The sequence below is a fragment of the Synechocystis sp. CACIAM 05 genome, assembly GCF_010222815.1.
Taxonomy (GTDB): domain Bacteria; phylum Cyanobacteriota; class Cyanobacteriia; order Cyanobacteriales; family Microcystaceae; genus Synechocystis.
The window spans coordinates 1,088,407-1,103,341 of sequence record NZ_CP019225.1 but is presented as its reverse complement, the minus strand read 5'-3'; the positions used below and the strand labels follow the sequence as shown (position 1 = coordinate 1,103,341).

The 14,935-nt window shown below is 45.9% G+C and carries 14 protein-coding genes, 1 tRNA gene and 1 pseudogene; 11 read left to right on the top strand and 5 right to left on the bottom strand.

Annotated elements, in window-relative coordinates; genetic code table 11:
- Positions 1-2 precede the first annotated feature (2 nt).
- From BWK47_RS05235 to BWK47_RS05220, 4 genes are all read left to right on the top strand, one after another.
- The gene (locus tag BWK47_RS05235; RefSeq protein ID WP_162327837.1) at positions 3-2,999 is read left to right on the top strand and encodes an ATP-binding protein; all 2,997 of its coding nucleotides are present in this window, start codon (positions 3-5) and stop codon (positions 2,997-2,999) included.
- A gap of 40 nt (positions 3,000-3,039) precedes the next feature.
- Positions 3,040-5,319 (top strand): single-stranded-DNA-specific exonuclease RecJ, encoded by a 2,280-nt coding sequence (recJ, locus tag BWK47_RS05230; RefSeq protein WP_162327836.1) that lies wholly within the window; start codon positions 3,040-3,042, stop codon positions 5,317-5,319.
- Positions 5,320-5,384: 65 nt separating this feature from the next.
- Positions 5,385-5,458 (top strand) — tRNA-Met (locus BWK47_RS05225).
- Positions 5,459-5,600: 142 nt separating this feature from the next.
- Complete coding sequence (locus tag BWK47_RS05220) at positions 5,601-6,641, top strand: hypothetical protein (RefSeq protein WP_162327835.1); 1,041 nt, start codon at positions 5,601-5,603, stop codon at positions 6,639-6,641.
- On the opposite strand, the gene BWK47_RS05215 is transcribed toward BWK47_RS05220, so the two are convergent.
- The 4 genes from BWK47_RS05215 to BWK47_RS05200 are packed head-to-tail and all read right to left on the bottom strand — an operon-like array spanning position 6,638 to position 7,753.
- Complete coding sequence (locus BWK47_RS05215) at positions 6,638-6,901, bottom strand: hypothetical protein (RefSeq protein ID WP_038529935.1); 264 nt, start codon at positions 6,899-6,901, stop codon at positions 6,638-6,640. The two genes, BWK47_RS05220 and BWK47_RS05215, sit on opposite strands and share 4 nt — an antisense overlap.
- A gap of 47 nt (positions 6,902-6,948) precedes the next feature.
- The gene (locus BWK47_RS05210) at positions 6,949-7,164 is read right to left on the bottom strand and encodes a hypothetical protein (protein WP_162327834.1); all 216 of its coding nucleotides are present in this window, start codon (positions 7,162-7,164) and stop codon (positions 6,949-6,951) included.
- 43 nt (positions 7,165-7,207) lie between these two features.
- The gene (locus BWK47_RS05205) at positions 7,208-7,453 is read right to left on the bottom strand and encodes a hypothetical protein (RefSeq protein ID WP_162327833.1); all 246 of its coding nucleotides are present in this window, start codon (positions 7,451-7,453) and stop codon (positions 7,208-7,210) included.
- A 54-nt stretch (positions 7,454-7,507) separates the two neighbouring features.
- A complete protein-coding gene (locus BWK47_RS05200; RefSeq protein ID WP_162327832.1) occupies positions 7,508-7,753 on the bottom strand; it encodes a hypothetical protein in 246 nt (81 codons plus the stop codon).
- A gap of 157 nt (positions 7,754-7,910) precedes the next feature.
- On the opposite strand from BWK47_RS05200, the gene BWK47_RS05195 reads away from it, so the two are divergent.
- Positions 7,911-8,315 carry a hypothetical protein gene (locus BWK47_RS05195; protein ID WP_162327831.1) on the top strand — a complete coding sequence of 135 codons (405 nt, stop codon included), beginning with the start codon at positions 7,911-7,913 and terminating at the stop codon, positions 8,313-8,315.
- A gap of 2 nt (positions 8,316-8,317) precedes the next feature.
- Positions 8,318-8,473 carry a hypothetical protein gene (locus BWK47_RS16830; protein ID WP_204250471.1) on the top strand — a complete coding sequence of 52 codons (156 nt, stop codon included), beginning with the start codon at positions 8,318-8,320 and terminating at the stop codon, positions 8,471-8,473.
- 310 nt (positions 8,474-8,783) lie between these two features.
- Here BWK47_RS16830 and BWK47_RS05190 read toward each other — a convergent pair whose 3' ends face one another.
- On the bottom strand, positions 8,784-9,071 hold the full coding sequence (locus BWK47_RS05190) for a hypothetical protein (protein WP_204250470.1): 288 nt from the start codon (positions 9,069-9,071) through the stop codon (positions 8,784-8,786).
- 220 nt (positions 9,072-9,291) lie between these two features.
- Here BWK47_RS05190 and BWK47_RS05185 point away from each other — a divergent pair, with 220 nt between their 5' ends.
- From BWK47_RS05185 to BWK47_RS16825, 5 genes and pseudogenes are all read left to right on the top strand, one after another.
- Positions 9,292-11,760, top strand: a complete 2,469-nt coding sequence (locus BWK47_RS05185; protein WP_162327829.1) for a VapE domain-containing protein — start codon at positions 9,292-9,294, stop codon at positions 11,758-11,760.
- Complete coding sequence (locus BWK47_RS05180) at positions 11,757-11,954, top strand: hypothetical protein (protein WP_162327828.1); 198 nt, start codon at positions 11,757-11,759, stop codon at positions 11,952-11,954. The genes BWK47_RS05185 and BWK47_RS05180 overlap by 4 nt, the downstream gene beginning before the upstream one ends.
- Positions 11,947-13,035 carry a LamG domain-containing protein gene (locus BWK47_RS05175; protein ID WP_162327827.1) on the top strand — a complete coding sequence of 363 codons (1,089 nt, stop codon included), beginning with the start codon at positions 11,947-11,949 and terminating at the stop codon, positions 13,033-13,035. The genes BWK47_RS05180 and BWK47_RS05175 overlap by 8 nt, the downstream gene beginning before the upstream one ends.
- Positions 13,032-13,916 (top strand): hypothetical protein, encoded by an 885-nt coding sequence (locus BWK47_RS05170; RefSeq protein ID WP_162327826.1) that lies wholly within the window; start codon positions 13,032-13,034, stop codon positions 13,914-13,916. Before BWK47_RS05175 ends, BWK47_RS05170 begins: the two co-directional genes overlap by 4 nt.
- Positions 13,916-14,935, top strand: a pseudogene (locus tag BWK47_RS16825) (collagen-like protein); the annotation flags it as partial. The gene BWK47_RS05170 and the pseudogene BWK47_RS16825, both read left to right, overlap by 1 nt.

Here is a 14,935-nt window from a genome sequence, read left to right as displayed (position 1 = left end):
CCATGGGCAAATTTCTTGATCTCCTACAAAAATACTGGCTTTTGCCCTGCCTTTTGCTGGCGGGTTACGGGGGAAACTATTTCAAGTTACATATATTTTTTGGAGTTGATTTTCTTTTTGGCAGCATTGCCACTTTACTGGTTTTGGTTTGCTATGGCTTGCCCTGGGGTCTAGTTAGTGCGGCGATCGCCGGTAGTCACACCCTGATCATTTGGCGCCATGGCTACGGCATATTAATAATCATCCTGGAAGCCCTGGTGGTGGGCTTGATGTTGCGCCGCCGGCAAACAAACTTAGTCCTAATTAATAGTCTCTTTTGGCTATTAATTGGCATACCGTTGGTTTATATTTTTTACCGTTGGGGCTTAAATATGACCTCGGTTACCACCAGTTTAATCACCCTTAAGCAAGCTACCAATGGCATTTTTAATAGTTTAATTGCCAGTTTTTTGATCACTGGTTTTGGTTTGTCGAAGCAGAAGTTTTCCCCCTCGACTAATCCAGCTTTTTTTCCCTGGAAAAAACTGTCTTTTGAGCAGACTTTGTTTAATTTGCTGGTGGCATTTGTCTTTTTTCCCCTCCTTTTTATCACTGTTGTTAATGGTCAAGAAGCTTTTGTACAAATGGAAAAGCAAACAGTCCAAGAACTAACAGCTTTATCCATACCCATTCAAAATTCCGTTGAGGATTGGTATCAAAGTCATCTGGAAGGAGCAGAGGTTTTTGCCACCGAAACCTTACCTTTAGTAGCTGCAATCAACCAGGGTAATGGGGCGCAACTACCTGCCCTTAGCCTTATGACCCACACCATACAAACAGCTTTTACTGGCTTTAGTAATATTTATGTCGGCGATCGCCAGGGGCAAATTATTGTCAGTTCTCCTGAATTTAATGAAGTGGGAGAATCACGACTAGGACTGATTCAAGCAGAAAAAATAGCTGGTTTTTCCATTCCCTCGCAAATACAAGTATCTCCACTACACCGCACCAATGTGAACGTCCATCCCCATGTGGCTATCACTATTCCACTAGTAGCTAACAATAGCTTTGAGGGCTTTATTAATGCTTCTTTAAACCTGGCTAAAATGAAAGAACTTCTATATGCAAATAGGGTCAGTGAGGAATTAAATATTACCCTCATCAATGGGCAAAATCAAGTGGTAGCCAGCACCATTGCTAATGTATTACCATTGGAAATCTATCAACCTTTTGATGGGGGAGAACCTCGCGATTTAGGCTCATCAAATTACCATTGGTATCCCGATACACCGGCTAATCCTACCATCCGCTGGCGCGACTCCTATTATTATCATATTTTGCCATTGGATAAAATTAATGATTGGCAATTAGTGCTTGGTTTGCCCGCTCGGGAAAGCATCGAAAAACTACAGGCTCAATCAGTACAAAAATTGGGCTTGCTATTATTTTTAAGTCTAGTAGGTTTGGTGGTTGCCATTGGTGTGAGTAAGCGGGTAGCTAATCCATTATTAACTTTAGCTAAAATCACCACTGACATTCCCACTAAAATGCAATACCAAGGCTTAACTCCCATTGCTCTCCGTAGTGAAGTCAGCGAAGTAATTACTCTGAATGAAAACTTTAATGAAATGCTGATTACTTTGCAAAATCAGTTTAAAATCATTAAGCAGGCCAAGGATAACTTAGAAATGAGAGTGGCGGAAAGAACCCACACTTTAATTGTGATTAATAAGCAACTAGCGGGGGAAATCGAAGAACGTCAGCGCATTGAAATTAAGTTGAGGGAAGCAAAGGAAAGTGCCGAATTAGCCAACCGTGTTAAGAGTGAGTTTTTAGCTAATATTAGCCATGAAATTCGGACTCCAATGAATGCCATTTTGGGTTTTTGCGACTTACTTTTACAAAAAGATCTTAGTTTATCACAAACCAAGAAATATCTCAATGCCATTGGCTCTAGTAGTAAGATTTTGTTGGCACTGATCGATGACATTTTAGATATTTCTAAAATTGAAGCAGGCAAATTAGTCATCCATCTAGAGCCAGTAGATTTAAGGGTAATAATTAGGGAAATCAAACAAATTTTTGATTATAAAGCTGAAAGCAAGGGTTTGTTGTTAACTATCCAAATAGATGAAACCTTAAACCAAGCTATTTATTTTGATGCGGTACGTCTGCGACAAATTTTATTTAATTTAGTGGGTAATGCTCTTAAATTTACGGAGGAGGGACAGGTTTTTATTTACATTGGCGTGGAAGACATTCAAGTCCGTTCCCAGGGCACCTATATTTCTCTAGCCATTGAAGTCACTGACACGGGCATCGGCATTGCTCCAGAAGACCAAGCGAGGATTTTTGATGTTTTCACCCAAAGTCAGGGCCAGAGCACTCGCAAATATGGGGGCACAGGTTTGGGCTTGACCATTACTAGGCGTTTGACTGCATTATTAGGGGGAGAAATAAGTCTTTCCAGTCGGCTGGGGGAGGGAAGCACGTTTATTTTGCATTTTCCAGCGGTACGTTTGGTGGAAAATTCACTCAAGTCCGACCTCGCCAATGGTGATGGGGGAAATTTAACCGATCGCCTAGGGTCGATGTCTTCGTCTTCCGCCAATACAACGGAAAAACTTTTGCCCACTAGGGTTGGGAATATGGCCCCTGACAACAACTCCTTCGGTAACCACAACGGGCCTAGCCAAGGCTTCCCCAGGGCAGTCCCCCTCATTGACCAAGCCCAACGACAACAATTGATTTCTCTGCTGGAACAGGAAGAAACTAATGTTTGGAATAAATTACGCCATACCCTCATTTCCCGGCAAATAAGAAACTTTGGCGATCGCCTTTTAAGTTGGGGGAACGAATATGGCTGGGAAGATTTACACACCTATGGTCAGAGCATTATCAAGGCTTTGGAAAATTTTGATAGCCGTCGATTGGAGCAACTTATGGGTCAATTTCCCCAATATAGAGCTAGTCTGACGGAAGTTTCTGCCGGAGTGGATGGTAAGTGTGCTTCCGAGTAGACAAAAAAGTTAGTATGGAATCCCTTCCAATTCTCTGACCATGGCCCAATTTCGTTGGCAGTTAATTCCCCCTGTTACTCCCCCGGCTATTTTTGTCGAACAGGTGCGTCGCCATTGTGGCCAATCCAGCGGTCAATTTGCCGCCCAATTACTATGGCAAAGGGGCATTCAGTCAGCGGATCGGTTGGGTGGGTTTCTTTCCCCGGATTGTTATACTCCCACCAACCCTTGGGAATTTGGCCAGGAAATGAAATGGGCTGTGCAAAGGTTGGGCCAGGCCATGGCCCAGAAGGAAAAAGTCACCATTTGGGGGGATTTCGATGCCGACGGCATTACTTCCACTGCAGTGTTATGGGAAGGATTGGGGCAATTTTTTCCCCAGGATAGACAGTTGACCTACACCATCCCTAACCGTTTACGGGAGTCCCACGGCCTCAACCGACCGGGACTAGAACGCTTAGCAACCCAGGGTACAAAGTTAATTGTCACCTGCGACACTGGCAGTACAAATTTGGACGAAATTGTCTATGCCCAGCAGTTGGGCATGGATGTAATTGTCACCGACCACCATACGTTGCCAGACGATCGCCCGGAGGTGGTGGCCATTATTAACCCCCGTTACTTTGCCGATGACCATCCCCTGTTTAACCTTTCCGGAGTAGCAGTGGCTTTTAAGTTGGTGGAAGCTCTCTACGACCAATATCCCACAGTGCCCCAACAACCCTTGGAGGATTTACTAGATTTAGTGGCGATCGGTCTAATTGCTGATTTGGTTACCCTGCAAGGAGATTGTCGTTACTTAGCCCAACGGGGCATTGCCCAACTCCGTACCCAAAAAGATCCAGCCACTGCCACCCGCCCTGGCATCCATGCCCTACTTAACCTTTGCAATCGCAATGGCGATCGGCCCACGGACATTGGTTTTGGTATTGGCCCCCGCATCAACGCCATCAGTCGCATTAAAGGGGATGCTAGCTTTGGAGTAGAGCTACTCACCAGTCGGGACACAAAAGTTTGTAACCAATTGGCGGCCGAAGCGGAAACCCTCAACAGTAGACGCAAGGGATTACAGAAATCTGTCATTACCGAAATTGACCAACGACTCCAAAACATTGACCTATCCACCACCGGGGTAGTAGTACTCACCGATCCCCAGTGGCCTACAGGGGTTTTGGGCCTAGCCGCCAGTCATGTAGCCCAAACCTGTGGCCGTCCGGCCATTTTGCTCAATACTCAAGATGGGGAAATTGCTAAAGGTTCAGCCCGTTCTGTGGCTAACATTGACCTTTATGCCCTACTGCATAGTCAACGACATTTAATACTGGGCTTTGGGGGTCATCCCTTTGCCGCCGGTTTGAGCTTACCGCTGGATAAATTGCCGTTGTTTATAGAAGCAGTTAACCAACAGTTTTGGCAAAGCTACGGAGCCCAGATCAGCTTGGATCCCATTCTGGCAGTGGATCTCCAAGTGACGGTGGCGGATTTAGGACAGGACCTATTCCGGGAATTTAATTTGCTGGAACCCTATGGCATGGGCAACCCCGCCCCCAAATTACTACTGGAAAATGTGCAGGTGGAAATAACTGATTTCCGCAACATCAAAGACCGCACTGGCAACAAAGTTTCATACCTAAAAACCAGCTTTTGTGTGAAGGACTATCCGCCCAAAACCGATGGCGATGGTCAGGCCATTCAATGCTCAGGGATTTGGTGGGGTCACCATCCCGATGAACTACCCCAAAATGAACCGTTGGATCTGGTGGTGGAATTAGACTTCAACACCTACGACCGGCAGTATGAAGTGCGCCTGATCGATTTCCGCTTACATCAACCCCAAGGAATTGCCCCTAGTCAAACTAGTGCCAATTTAATTGACCGCCGTTCCCCCCATGCCCCAGACCAGGCTCTTTCTCCCCAAGGTCATGTCCTCCGCACCTGTCCCAGCAGTTGGTCAGAATTGCGCCGGGCCTACCAACAGGCGATCGCCGCCCAGCAACCCCTAGTGTTGGATTATCATTTCTTACCCCAATGCCCCAGTAGCTTAGTGGCCGAACTAGAAGCCCAATGGCATGGGCGGGAAACGGCCCAACTTTCTCCCCTCAGCTTGCAAAAACAATGGGATTTTAGCCATGGCTTAGCTAGCCAAATTCTGGTCCTAATCCAAGAGTACGGCCCAGCGTTAAATTCAGGCAGTGCTTGGCCGAAAGCTTTGGTCCGCCAAATTGAAACTTTAATTGCAGAAGAACAATTCCAAAAGCAATATTTCAGCCAGGTGTCCCTAACCCCCGAGCTTTTGGCTACCGTACCCGACAAGCCATGAAAATTATTTTGCGATGCTGGGAATTTAGTGTATTATTGTTAACTGTCCGTTGGAGAAACAGACAAGGCTTGGTAGCTCAGTTGGTTAGAGCAGGGGACTCATAAGCCCAAGGTCGGCGGTTCAAATCCGCCCCGAGCCATTTTTATGTTGCAAACTTTTTGACCAAAACCCTTAACCCGCTTGGTTTTCGGAATTGTTGCGCTTTGTAAATGTAAGTAAACGTCGGTAAATGTGGGGAAATGTAAGTAAATGTCAGTGCGATTTTAGTCCATATTTAGTCCATGAAAAAACTAGAGGCGGCAAACCAAAAGCTAAAGGCGGGTAAGGTTCACTTACACTTGGAGGATCGGGGCGGTTGGTTGTCGGTGCGGGGACAATTTCCTAAAAGAGATGGGGAAGGGAAAACCCAGCAAAGATTACCCCTCGGCATTACGGCCACCCCGGCGGGGATTGACCGAGCCTTTGCCCTTTGCCTGGAAATTAGGGCCGCCTTGGATTGCGATCGCTTCCGTTGGACTGATTGGCTCTCCGATAGCGCCCCGGAAAAGTCAACCTTTGGGGATTGGATCGAGGCTCTGGGGGCTGATTACTTGGCTAAGGGGGGCAATCCAAAAACTTGGCAAAAGGAATATTTGGACAAATGCTTTAAGAAATTGGATTGGGCGGCCCCGTTGGATGGGGAAGTGTTGAAGGCGATCGCCCTGGCTTCCCCTGCGGATTCTCGCACCCGTCGGCGGTTGGTGGGGGCCTATGGCCAACTGCTTAAGTTTGCGGGGTTGCCCGATTGCGTTTCGGAATATCGGGGGAAGTATTCACCGCTGACCCCGGTTAACCCAAGGAATTTGCCCCCTGACTCCATGCTATTGGATTTTTGGGAATGCCAGGGCGTTGACCCCTGGGGAACGGTGGCAGGGCTGATGATTGTCTATGGTTTGCGGAATTATGAGTGCTTCCGATGTGACCTGATTGATTACCCAACCCTATACGTTGACCGGGGTAAAACTGACCGGGAACGTTTTGTTTTTCCGCTGTTACCCCAATGGGCGGAAAGGTTAGATCCGTCCCTGCCCTTGCCTGATTGCCATGGAGACAATGAAGCTTTAGGAAACCGGGTTACCCATGCCTTTAAGCGATTGGGCTTGGCCGTGGCTCCCTACAATATCCGGCACTGTTGGGCCAGGCGGGCCTTTGAGCAGGGATTGGCCACCGATTTGGCCTCGGCCTTGATGGGCCACAGTGAGGAAGTCCACAGAAAAACCTACCAACGTTGGATCGAGAAACAATCCTTTGCCGATAGGTTTTATGGGAGTCTTAAAAGTTAGTTGGCAAGTAGCCGGGCCACAAATTCGGCCACGGTTCCCAAGACGGGGCTAAGGACAACGACGGAGGCGGCGGCGATGATAATGGTTCGGGAAGTTTGTCCCTGTTCCTTGACCAGTTGAAAGAAGCGATCGTCCCAGCGTTTAACTTCTTCCCTGAGCTTTTCCTGATTTTCTCTGATTTGGTGCTCTAAACTGTCGAGCCTTTGATTATTAGACTCCACCAAGGTAATGATTTTTGCTAGTTGGTCTTGTTCAGTCATGGCGGGTTATTCCTGGTTAAAGGGGACAGCTGGCCCCTAGGTTAATTTTAGGCGGTCAGAATAGCTTTAACGATGACAAAGCGATCCATTTCATGGGGGGCAAATTCTTCTGCATAACTGGTTTGAGGATTCCATTGCCCCACATCGTCGCATTCAAACATGATGAAGTAACCATCATCGGTTTTTCCTCCACAACGCCAAAGGTTCCAATCTTCATCCTGATAAATGGCTGGGTCAGGATTTTCTAAAGGGATAAATTTCATGACAAAGCCCCCTGGGTTTCCAGGGGGGATAAGGTTTAATCGTTTAAACGGCTACAGCTTTGGAAATGTCATTTTGGTTGGCGATCATCGCGTCTAGGTCGGTGTAAATTTCCCAACCTAGGGCAGTGATAATTTCCTGGTCAGCTTTGACTAGCCAGGAAAACCGCCAAGGCACGATTTTCAAGTGTTTTTCAACGTTGACGTAGCCTTGTTTGTGAAGCTTGCGCTTGATCAGGTTGTAGGTGTCAAGGGCACAATCGGAATGGGTAGCGATGGAAATGGTGATCATGGGAAAATTAGGTTAGTTATTTGGTAGGCCCCCTGGTTTGGGGGCTTGTTTTCTTTATCGACGGGTGATCGCGTGGCTTTCTTCAGGTAACAGGGAGTCAATGGCCCGGAGCAAACCCGTTTTTGACAATCGCCCTGACTGATATAGCCTGACTTGCTGTTCAATACACCGAACTAGGTTGTCATCAAAGCGAAGTTCCATTACCCGCTGATGCTCAATCCGTTCGGCATAGTCAACTAGATCCACGATGCCTTTAGCAAGGTTTACCAACCCTGCCACGTCGTTTAGTGGTTGCAACATAATATTCACTTGGTTAGGTGCTGTAGCAAGTGGTTTCACTTGCCATGCAATCAACCTAACACGACCACTCGAATTATGCAAGTGGTTTCACTTGCCTTAAAATAACTTAACAAAGTGCTTTGGCTTTGCAAGTGCTATCCTGAGGAAAAAGGCACTTATGGAGGCTTCTGTGGGGAACTGGAATGTCTACATTCCTCAGAAATATGAGGAGCTATTGGAGAAAAGGGCCCAAGATGATGAATCAGTGGGTCAATGTATCAAAAGACTTGTCTTAGAGCTTTTAGACGCTGAGAAATTTCCAGACATTGATCAGCGGCTAAGTGTTCTGGATCGACGGGTTAGCAAGCTAGAGTCAGCGATCGCCAAAACGGGGCAACCGGCCATCATGATCCAGAAACAACCGTTGCCCCTGGCGGTGGAAATTCAGCGTACCCATGAGGAAGCGGCCCAGGACTGGGGGAAAACTTTGGCGACGGTGAAGCGATGGGCCAAAGACCCCGATAAGTGGCCCGAGGGTTGGCTATGGGATGGGGACAAAAACTTTTGGGTTAAGGAGGTTTAACCATGGGCATTTTTCTGATCACACTTTTTTCGCTTTGGATCTTTATCGAGGCTCGGGCCTGGCATATTCGCACCCTGAACCGGCAACGTCGCAAGTTTGGTCAACCAGAAAAGCCTTATCTTTCGGTCATTTGGTACAAAGACAGCATCAAGTTTTGACTTTACGCTAAGGATGCTTAGCCATGGCAATTATAAAAAAATGCAAAAATTCTTGGGGAGACTAAGACACTCTAGCCAAAACCCTTATGTAGTAAAGCTTTGAACCCGTCTTAGTCTGTGTCTTATTCTTTTTTTTAGATAAGACACTATTTTTTTTATTTCTTGAAACCATTACACAGCAAGGGCTTTGCCCCGTCTTATGGGGTGTCTTAGTCCCGTCTTAGTGCAAAGCTAGTATAAGACACCCTGGAATTATCACCGGCGCAAAAAAACCGCCCTCTAGGGACGGTCAATGGTTGTAAGTCAAGGGCTAGACTGCTACTCGTTCCAATTGGCGCGGATCTGAGGTTTGGTGGGAATCTTGCCAAGCACAGCCAATCAACTGTTCGATCGGCTTGCCGGATTTTAGCCAAAGCTCAGTCAATTTACTCCATTGATCAAGGGTAAGACGGTTGACACCAGTTTTTTTCCCCTCGTAATAGGTCGAGTGGTGCAAGTCGATCGCCTCACAAAAGGAGCGAACGTTTAAATCTAGTTCCCTTCTAATGGTTTCCAAATCTTTCGTTTGCTTGGATGTTGACTTACTATCATCTTTCATTTTAAATGATAGTGTCGGATTCTCCGACACTTGACTTTTACTTCCGGGGCTGTTCTTGGCGGATCACCCCGGATACTCCCATTTTCTCTTATGAACCCGAAAAATCCAAACCCCAAGAAAAAACCCCCTTTGGCGGAAGGGGGTTGGCAAGATTGCAAGAAGTAAAAACTTAGGAGTTTTGTAACAGCAGAACACGTCATCTAATACCCTTGATTATATTATGGCAAGACCAAAAAAGCAAGTACAACCAGCAGAAAAACCTGCTTATTTTCTAGAGTGGGAAGCATCAAAGGTCGCCCAAGAAATTATCGAGAAAAATGTAACTTTTCTAGAAGGGAACAATGCCTATGAAGCCCTCCTATATTCGCTGGGGCAGGAAGCCAGGACAAATTCCGGTCAATTACGACAGAAATATTTACTGCGTTATAATCACCTTTACTCTGGTGGTTGGTTTTGTTCAACTCTTGATCCTTTGGCTAACTTTTCTCGTACTGACTGGGGCTGTTTTAAGCCCCTAGAGCCAAAGGAAAAAGACGGAAAAACAATCAAATATGAACACCCACCAAACACTACCCCTAGGGCTTTCTTTCTAGAGATTGGGGAAGCTCAATATCAGAAAATTTCGGAACTGTGGGAAGTAGGAAAGACAGGGAAATTCTGGGAATGGTTACAGGCAAACCCCACCATTCCCCTAATCATCACAGAAGGGGCAAAAAAAGCTGGGGCATTGCTTACTGCTGGTTATCCAGCCATAGCGTTACCGGGGGTTAATTCCGGTTATCGCACGCTAGATGAAGAAAAAAATCTAATCCCTGAAATTATGGCCATGGCCCAGCCAGGGCGGGAAATTATTCTTTGTTTTGACCAAGACCCCAAATTTAAAACCCAAAAGATGGTCAACCGGGCCATTCTGGAAACCGGGAATTTATTGCTCAAGGAAGCTTGCCGCGTTTCTGTAATGGATTGGGAACCGGCCCAGGGCAAAGGGATAGACGATTGGATCGCCGCCCATGGGGAAAAAGAACTCCATCAGCTAGTGGAAGATCGAATAAGCCTAGCGGAATTTGGCGAAAAGAAAATCAGGAAAGTAAGAAAAATTACCCACAATGCCCATTTTTTAGACTTTCTCAGGGAAACTGAACTGGATAAAAATCTCAAATACAACCTGTTAAGCCTGGAAATTGAACTAGATGGAAAGCAGTTTGACGACCCTGACTGGTTTTATATGTGGTTTTGCGATCGCTATTCGGTGGAAGTGAGCGAAAAGATATTTTTTGGTGGGGTAAATTATTTCGCGCAAACCAACAAATATCACCCGGTCAAGGATTATCTGGAATCGGTGGCCGACCTTCCCCCCGTTGACCTGGACACCGCCGCCGCTCGTTACTTTGGACTAACTGACTCCCTCTCTAATCTGCTCCTAAAACGTTGGTTAATTGGGGCCGTTGCCAGGGTTAATCGTCCTGGGTGCAAGATGCAGGGGGCCTTGCTCCTCCATGGGGAAACGGGCCATGGTAAGTCTACCTTTTTTGAGATTTTGGGCGGCCCATTTTACGGTGGGGACGTTGATGATATTCGAGGCAAAGATAATCTGCTCAAGCAACATCAATATTGGATTATTGAATGCCAGGAATTTGAGCAAATTACCAGTAAGTCCCAGGCCGCCGCCTTAAAAGGCTGGATTACCACCGACACAGATAATATCCGCCCCCCATACGGGCGCAAGGCTTCCCCCCACAAGCGGGGATTTGCGATCGGCGGGTCAGTCAATGGGGTTGAATTTTTAAATGATCCAACTGGTTCTAGGCGTTTTTGGGTGTTGGACATTGGCGATCGCTATGTCAACAACGAAATTTTGAGAGGGGAGCGAGATAACCTCTGGGCGGCGGCAGTTCAGGCCTTTAATGCTGGGGAAAGATGGCACTTGCTTGCCAATGAAGAAAAAGCCATACAAACCGGCAATAAACGTTACGAAATTGCTGACGAATGGGCTTCGATTGTTGATCAGTATTGTTCCTATCGCAATACGGTAACAATAACCGAAATTTTAACCAATGCTTTGGACTTCAAAGAAAAGGAAATAACCCAGCGGGAATCCTCCCGAATACGAAACATTCTTACCAGCCAGAAATGGGTAAAATTAGGTCAACGGCGTGAAATAGTCGATGGCACTTCAAGACGGGGTAATTACTGGGTAAAACCCGAAATAATGAAAGCCATAGAAACCGGAAAGCTAAGCGCTGAGGCGACTATAGCCGAAATCAAGGAGTTAAGCATAGTGGACTTGGAACCCCAGCCCGTCTTAGTCTCCCCGTCTACGGCTCCCCCCCCGTCTACGGCTCCAGAAAGTAGTATAAGACGGCTGGAATCTAGTGATAGCCACAAAAATGGGCAGGTGTCTTATACTAACCCAGCTTTTCACGAAAAAAAACAAAAAGAAAAAATATCATCCAATAACAACGGGGCTGAGGCAAACGGAAGAACTGAGAAAAGCCCCCTGGGGATACTGGATGATTCTCACAGGGAAAGCCAGATAGAAGAAATAAACGGCTATAAAGAAATGCTGGGGTTAACCACTGAAGACCTACGAAAAAAAGCCAAAGAATTAGTAGGTAAGGAATCAATCTTTGATTGTTCCCCCGCTGACTTGATGAACCTTATTTACTGGCTACGGAGGCAACTGCCATGACCAGGAAATACACCAAGCGAGTCTGGACACCAACCAATGAAGCGGCCAAAAAGTTGAATCGCCATCCTGATTGGCTCCGTACTCGCATCAAATCCGGTACATTTAGTGTGGGTGTCCACTACCGCAACACTAGCGATGGGGTCAGACCCACCTATGAGTTCTGCCTGGAGGAAATAAACAAACTTTATGAGTAGATTTGCAGACCAGTTGCCAATAGTAACGGAGCCGACCCCAGGAAATTATCTGTTGGGCACGGACGAAAACGACCCCAAGGCCTTGGTTAGGATTCCGGCTGAAGGGCTTGGTAGTGGGGGATCTACTGAATACACAATCCTTAACGAAACCGCCCTGAATGTTGACGGATTTATTAATATTATCCCCGGATCGTATCTGTATGTAGGAAACCAAAAAGCAAAAATTGACTGTTCTTTGCTTGAAAATGGCCAGCGGGTAGAGTTTATAAATTTATCTCTTTTTGATTGCTTTTTTCTAGGGTTTAATGATTTCATAAATTACACAAATGAAGGGATATTACTGGAAGGGGAAGGGCTTGCCCTGAAAAAAGGAGGAGTTATTTTTAGTATTTATAACAATACTTGTCTATTTTTTGCGAATTATGTGGCTTTAAACAAACTTTTTTATGACGGAGATCCTTTTGCTAATCAAGTGATTCTGTTACTACATTTTGAAGGAGCAGAGGGAAGCACTAACTACTTAGATGAATCTCCACTTAATTTAACTGTCAGTAATTTTGGGGCGGCAAAAATAACGCAGACAAAGCAAAAATACGGATTAAGTTCTTTTTTATCAAATAGTTCAAGCAATTACCTTTCCGCAAACAGCACTAGTATACCATGCACGAATACGTTTACAATTGAGGCTTGGGTATTTTTTACTTCGTGGGCAGATAACAAAAGTATTTTCTGTTTTAAACCCTCGACAGCCAACGAAGTTATATTTGCCGCCTATTCAAATCAATTGGCTTTATGGATTGCTAGCGGAACGGTCTGGAGTACGAATCAAGCCGTATTTACTAACCAATGGGTGCATCTTGCAGTCGCCTCTAATAACGGCCAATGTAAGATTTTCAGAAACGGGATACAGATAGGAAACACGTTTACATTTCCCTTAAATAATTTCAATATAAATTATATTAGAATTGGAACTAATACAGCCTCAAAATTTTGCGAATATGTGGATGCGTTTCGATTTACAGCTAACGCGTGTAGGTATTTATCCAATTTTAATCCTGAATTTGATACATATTTGACATGACTTGTTGCATTGGTAAGGCAAGAATTTATTACAAAGAGCCGTTAGGCTTTAAGCTGACCTATTCTGGTTCAGCTAATGGCACAGTAACAGCTCAAGAAAGCTTGTCTACAGAATGTTCTGACGACTTATCTTTATCAATACCTTATCTTTGCTCTGGCTCTAATTCTTGTCAATACTTTGATTCTAGATTAGGAATATGGAGAGATCATTATGAAGAATATAACCGAATTTTGTATGGCCCTTTAAATCCAAGTTTGCAAAATACTTTTGCAACTGGATATTGGAGAGGGTATCACATGAGGTCTAACGGAGTTGATTCAGTATCAATATTTTACTTTTATTGGAGTGGACAAACAGATCGAGATATTCGCAACGTTAGTTACAGTCTAAACATTGTTCCTTTAGAAGAAGTTCCAAAACGATTTAAAGTAATAGGGACAGAAACGGGAATGGAATACATCAACATTGGAGGATTAGAAGAATGCCCCGCCGTGGAAAACCTGGGCTGTGTTATGGGGGAAGAAAATTATTATGACACCTTGCTCCCTAATCAAACTCCTGGTGGGCCAATTGAAAGCTCTTGTTTTAAGAAAATCCCCGCAGAAAATAATTGTTTTCATGTGGTATTAGAAACGAAATATCGCCCCGACGCATTTTCAGATATTCCCCACGAAAAGCTACGGCCGCCAAAGATTGAAACAAGAAGCCAACTATATCTTTGTGGTTTGCCAGGATGCCCCGCAGAATATCGAATTGTTTGCTGTCCTGAAGGAGAATGCGAGCCGGACAGGTGCCCTCCAGATACGGACTGCGAATTAGACTGTGGGAGTTTTGTATGCTGTTACAAAAATGGCAAAGTAATAAAAACGGTTAGAAAATAATGGCTAAATGTCCCCCCCAAGGCCCGAAAGGTGACCGTGGCCCCGCTGGCCCTCAAGGTGAAAAAGGCGACCGTGGTTTGCCGGGAAAAGATGGTGGGCTGGGAAGCAAAGGAGAGCGCGGCCCAAAAGGTGACCGTGGGGAGAAAGGCGATAAGGGCGATCGCGGGGAGAAAGGCGAGAAAGGAGAGCGCGGCCCAGAAGGGAAACAAGGGCCAAAAGGTGAACGTGGGGAGAGAGGTTTAAAAGGCGATCAAGGTCAACGGGGTCCAGAAGGGAGGCAAGGAATACAGGGGCCACGGGGTTGGATGGGGAGAACGGGCCTCAAGGGGGACCGGGGTCCAAAAGGAGATCGCGGACCTGTTGGCTTTCCAGGGGCAAGGGGGCCAGCGGGCAAAGATGGTAAGCCAGGCCCGAAAGGAGATCAGGGAAAACCGGGAAAAGATGGGGGGGCAGGGCTAACTATCCCGGTAATTATTACCAAAATCTTTCCCACTCTGAAGATTGAGCTAAAGCCCCAGATTGCTTTGGAAGTGGCCCTTCAGGTGAAGGCTTATTTTGAGGCAAACCTAAGCGTAATTGCCAATTTTATTTATGCCAAGTTAGAAGCCAATCTATTTTTAAAGCTGGAAGCCAATTTACTTGTCAAACTTCAAGCCAGCATTCAAATTTGGTTACAGAACAATATTGCCCTGTTTGTTGCATTGATTTACGCCAAGCTGGAGGCTAATTTATTTGTCAGACTCCAGGCCAGTATTGAGGTTTGGCTACAGAACAATATTGCCCTGTTTGTCGCATTGATTTACGCCAAGCTGGAAGCCAATCTGTATCTCAGGCTTGAACCAAACATCAAGATTTACATCGACAATAACCCCAAGTTTAAAGGGCCAAAAGGTGAGAAAGGGGACAAGGGCGATCGCGGTGAACGTGGTTTACCCGGTCAAAATGGTGCCAAAGGTGAGAAGGGGGACAAGGGCGATCGCGGTGAGCGTGGCTTACCTGGTCAGGATGGTGCCAAAGGT